We start from the raw sequence: 5,360 nt of genomic DNA on the forward strand, positions 1-5,360 counted from the left end.
TCTCTTCAGCCTTCATCACTTTTTTAAGAAGGCTCTTACATTCCACACGCGTCTCAAGTTCAGACATATACTCCTCCATTTAGTATTTCAGCAGTCACTTAAACGGAGGGTTTTCTAAAACATAATTTTGGTGATGTCAAGACGATTGTCGTTCCGCTTCCTGCCAACAATTGTCTTGGGATATGAACTGTTGGATTTCATTCACCCGATATTGAAGCCTTAGGAGCGCAGATGAAATAAATTGAGCAGGAATTACACCGAGCTTTGGCTCATATATAGTGTCCTTTCGGCAAGCAATCATCGTGGCTTGCGTTTTTGGCACACCGACATCTATCCTGACCCAGGGGATAATTTACAATCAACCAAGCCCCATACTTCGCAAACGTCGCACTGATGGTATAAACGCGACCCGTATTGCGTTTCAACTGCTTGATTGATTAGATATGTACCATGCGTCTACGAATCAAGTTGTTACTTGATAAGCTTGCGTATTCTGTCCATTCCAACCATTAACTCTTCAGCCGCAATTTTTAGAGCAGCTCCTGTCTTTTCCGCCGTCTTTTCCACCTCATCTGTAAATGGCTTTACTCTTGCCACTATATCATCGAACTTTTTTTCCAGCTTTTCAAATTCCTGTCTGGCTTCCACCTTTCCGAGATGGGCCTGAAGCCTTATTTCATCTTTCAGTTGTTCCATGTCTTTTTTTACGTCTTCAAATAATTTTTTCATTGATTTTGTTCCTTCCTTTTTTAACCTGTTTTTGATAGGTGGTGTACATATCAGTTATGTTGTTAAAGACGGGAGCTATGATCCCTATTCCCTTCATTGATGCCCTCTCTATAACCTTCCAAGAGAGTACTTGAGACAAAAACGGGCAAGAATCCAGTCGTAAAATGCATTTGCTGCGTTTGTTTGACTGTTTACTCTCAGGGTTTCAGCATCAAGTACTTCTGTGTGAGAGGTGAAACCGTTGACATACCTGTCCCTGACAACCTTGAGGTTCTCTTCAGCAAGGGCGGTCGCCTCTTCAGTCACCCTGATTCTTTTTCCGGTTTCAATTTTATCCAGCCATGCCTGACGAACCTGCAGAGAAATGAGGGCTCTTAATTCTGATAATTTGCTGTGAAGAGCTCGAACCTGCCTGCTGACAGCCTGCTCCTTATATGTCTTCTCCCTTCCGTCAAATAAGTTCATTTTGACTTGAACCCCCACCATCCAGTTCCCTTCATTTTCCAGATAGTCATCTTCCTGGTAGAGATAACCGCCGATAATACCAACCTGGGGAAGTTTTCCCCCCTGGATTACTTTTTTCTTGTGCCCCAAAGCTGTGATGCTGTTTTCATAGGTATGTAATTCCTTACGGTTTTCCAGTGCCATCAGGGTAAGGTCATCAAGGGAGGCATCGGATAAGTCATTCACTGCTTGGGTTTCTTCAAGGGCAACATCTGCTTCAAGCGGTCTCATCAACAGATTGTTATATGCTGCTTTGGCAAGGTCAAGTCCGTTTTTTGCCTTGAGCACACCTTGTCGTGCATCAGCAAGAGCAACCTGAACAGAAAGTTTATCGCTGACTATGACCATTCCCTGTTTATACAGACCCTCCACATCATATTGGTGAGCTTGCAGGTTTTTAACATGGGACTGGGCCTGCCGTAAAATTCTTTTTGCTCTCAGAACGGTGACATACGCGTTAGCCACCTTCATTTTTAAGTTCTGCTCGTGGGTGGACACCTGATCAAGGGCAGCGGCATGCAGGGATTGCGCAGCCCCAATTCCCTCGCTTATACGTCCGCCTGTATAAATTGGCAGGGTGGCGATAAGCCCATAGGAAAGACTCTCTTCCTCAAAGATAGGAACCAAAACATTCTGTCCCATCAGGTCTGCCTTCAGGGCCTGCTGATCTTCTATCTTTATAAATCCGGCGGAAAGATCTGCCCTGCCCCATTTCAGGGCTTTTGCCGCATCCACAGTACTTGCAGCCGCTTCAGCATTTTGCTGAGTCGATCGATACCCCCTGTTTTCACCTAACGCTTGTTTCCATGCGTCTTGCAGGGTTTCCGAGGACGCAGTTGATGCGATCCCAGGCAGTATCACTATCAAGGTAAGAACAATGCGCAATAACCTGTTATTCTTTTTGGTGGTTTTCATTTATTTTCCCAAACACTTTTCCCTGCCTGTCAGGTACAGATACAATATCAGGGGAATGACAATCAGGGTCATAACTGTTGATACTGCTGTCCCAAAGATAAGGGTTGTCGCAAGCCCACCGAACACCGGGTCAGTGAGCATTATTGCAATCCCCAGTATAACGGCCAGGGCTGTGAGAATGATCGGACGGGTACGCATTTCCACTGACTGGACCACCGCATCTCTGATGGATTTGCCGTCGGCGATATGCTGAAGGGTAAAATCTATAATCAACAGTGAACTTCTGACCACCACCCCGGAAAGAGCCAGAAGGCCTATTATTGAAGGTGCGCTAAACTGCTGATGCATTATGAGGTGGCCCGGGAAAACTCCTGCTACACCCAAAGGGATAGATATCATGGCAATCAGGGGCAGCGCAAAGGACCTATAGTATGCCACAAGCAGAAAATAAATGACAAGCAGGGACAGGGTAAGAGCGGAGAAGAGCTCACGATAAACATCCATTGTCATTCTCATCTCACCTTCCCAGAGAACGGTATACCCCTTCAGTGGGTTGGCGATATCTTCAATCAGCCCCAGGTTTCCCGTGGTGAGTCTGCTGCCGTCTTCCAGGGTGATCCTTTTTAATCTTTTGTTCAGACCCAGAACCGCATACACAGGCGAGGTAGAGCCAAGCTCACCTCCCACATAGGTTACCCTGACGTTATCTTTGTGACGTATCGGTCTGTCTACGGCGGATGGCGTGCTTCTCACAAGCTCGGAAAGGGGAATTTGTTTCCCTTGCCGGTTGCTAATTAACACCCTTGCTAGAAGTTCCGGGTGAACCTGAAAGCGCCGTGGTATTTTCAGGCTGATGGGGATGGGATTTTTTTCATCTTCAATATGGGCAACCCCTATCTGTTCTCCGTCTATCAACCGGTGCAGCGCAAGAGCTATTTCCCCGGTGGTCAGCCCGGAAAGCATGGCCTTTTCTCTATCGACCACAAGGTGGTACTGAAAAATATCAACAGGTTCCGTATCCGTTGTTTCCGCCATATCATAGGTCTTTTCAAATTCGCTGAAGACAAGGCCTGATAAGGTACGTAGCAGCTTTAGGTCCGGCCCGTATATCTCAGCCCGAACCGTGGATTGCAAAGGCGGTCCCGGCGGATCTTCCACCAGTTGTACAGTTGCTCCGGGAAATTTTCTGGCTGCCTGAAGAAAAGCAGGCCGATACTCTCTTACGAGTTCAATGGAACTTTTTTTGCGGATTTTTTTGTCCGTCAGATTTACCCGGATCTCTGCCACATATGATCCCTTTTTGGCTGCTGTTCCCCGAAGAAAACTTACCATATCAGGAATGCCCGATGTCCCGACCCAAACCTGGTAATTTCTGACTTCAGGTATCTGCCGCAAGAGCGTTCCAATCTCTCTGGTGAGCTGGTCGGTAACTTCCACACAGGAGTTTTCCGGCATATCTATGGTTATATTGAAGGTGTTTTTGTTATCCTTGGGCAGCATGCCCATTTCCACACCAAACCACGATTGCGGCCCTTTAATACCGGCAGGACGAATGAACTGCCACAGAGGCTGAAATATGGACAGGCCAATAACCAGCAAAACAATAAAAAAGACCCATTTATAGGACTCGGGTCTGTCCAGAATACGGATTAACCCGTTTTTAAATAACGACTGGATGGTAAATTTTTTTTGCTTTGTACCAGATAGATGAACTGCCTTATGCGGTTTGATCCATTTATTGGTTGCCCAGGGGACAACAATGTAGGCAACAATGATGGATGCCAGCATGGATATCGGCACATTGAACAGGACCGGAAAAAAGTATTGCTCCGGCATCCCTGTCAATAAAACCATGGAGAGAAAGACGATCATTACTGCAAAGGTTGCCAGATTGGTCGGATTCCCTATTTCATTGGTGGCCAGCACAGCAGTCTGGGTTGGATCTCCGCTGCCAATGGTCTCATTTCTCCTGTGAATGTTTTCGATAACAACGATTGCGGCATCAACCATCATCCCCAGAGAAAGGATCAGGGCATAAAGGGTGATCCTGTTAATGGTCGGCCCGCAAAAAAAGTCGGCACCAAGAACAAGGGAGAGGGTAAGGGGAACCGTAATCCCCACAATACATGCCTCCTTGATACCAAGAAAGAACATAGTGGTTACGAAAACAACAAAAATGGCAATACCCAAATGCTCTATTAAAAGTGATACTGCATCGTCTGCCTTTTTTCCGTCATCACGGGTGATCACCACATCGACATCCGCAGGCACAAACTGATCCTGCATTCTTCTTATACGCTTGATGACATCATCTGCGACAAAGACAGCATTTGTTCCTTTTTTTTTCGCAACCGCTATGGATACCGCAGGAACTTCCGGTTGCCGGTATTTGGCAAAACGCTTATCACCAGGCCCGAAAGCAAAACGGCTCAGATCCTTTCTTTCATTTGGCGGGCCGTCTATGACCTGGCCAACATCACCAAGGTAAATCGGGCGCCCTTGATAATTTCCAACAATGAGCTTTCCAAGGTCATCTGCCGAAGAGATAAAGCCATCAAGAAAGACGTCTCTGTTCCTGCTGTCAACAACTACACTGCCCATGGGGGCGGCAACATTTCCGGCAGTTATCAGGGCTTTGACCTGGTCAAGCGTGGTGCCGTATGATTGAAGTTTTTCCGGTTCCAGTTCTATTCTAAGCTCGCGGTGAGCGCCGCCCTTAACGTACACGTCCGAGACCTCGGGAATTCCCCTGATTTTATCCACCATCCGGTCGGCAATTCTTTTCAGCGCGTAATCGTTATATTGCTCAGATGCCAGGGTGACGGTCAGGATAGGAACATCGTCAATATCAACGCTTTTTATCAGGGGGAGTTGGGCTGAATCAGGCAATTTATCCCTTTGCCCCAACACCCGGTCGTAGAGTTTGACCAAAGAGTCTTCTTTGTTTTCGCCAACGATAAATTCGACCACAAGGACAGCGGCGGAATTCACTGCAACACCATAGGTATGATCGACTCCATGTATTTGCTGGACTATACTTTCCAGCGGCCTGAGCACCAGTTCCTCGACCTCGCCGGAGGATGCGCCGGGCCAGACGACCTGAACCTGTGCACCAGGTACGATGATCTGGGGATTTTCCTCCCGGGGAGTTAAAAGGACTGCAAAGAGCCCAAGCGTGGCGCAGGCAATAATCAGGGCCGGCGTCAGTTTGG

The 5,360-nt window shown here is 47.3% G+C and carries 3 protein-coding genes; all 3 read right to left on the reverse strand.

What is annotated here, in order from left to right:
- Positions 1-471: 471 nt before the first annotated feature.
- The gene (locus AB7U36_RS17550; protein WP_428160974.1) at positions 472-729 is read right to left on the reverse strand and encodes a hypothetical protein; all 258 of its coding nucleotides are present in this window, start codon (positions 727-729) and stop codon (positions 472-474) included.
- Between the two features lie 108 nt (positions 730-837).
- Positions 838-2,148 (reverse strand): TolC family protein, encoded by a 1,311-nt coding sequence (locus tag AB7U36_RS17555; RefSeq protein WP_428160975.1) that lies wholly within the window; start codon positions 2,146-2,148, stop codon positions 838-840.
- Positions 2,149-5,360 (reverse strand): efflux RND transporter permease subunit (locus tag AB7U36_RS17560; protein ID WP_428160976.1); only part of this gene is annotated, 3,212 nt, incomplete at its 5' end.

Source organism: Desulfobacter sp. (assembly GCF_050177295.1).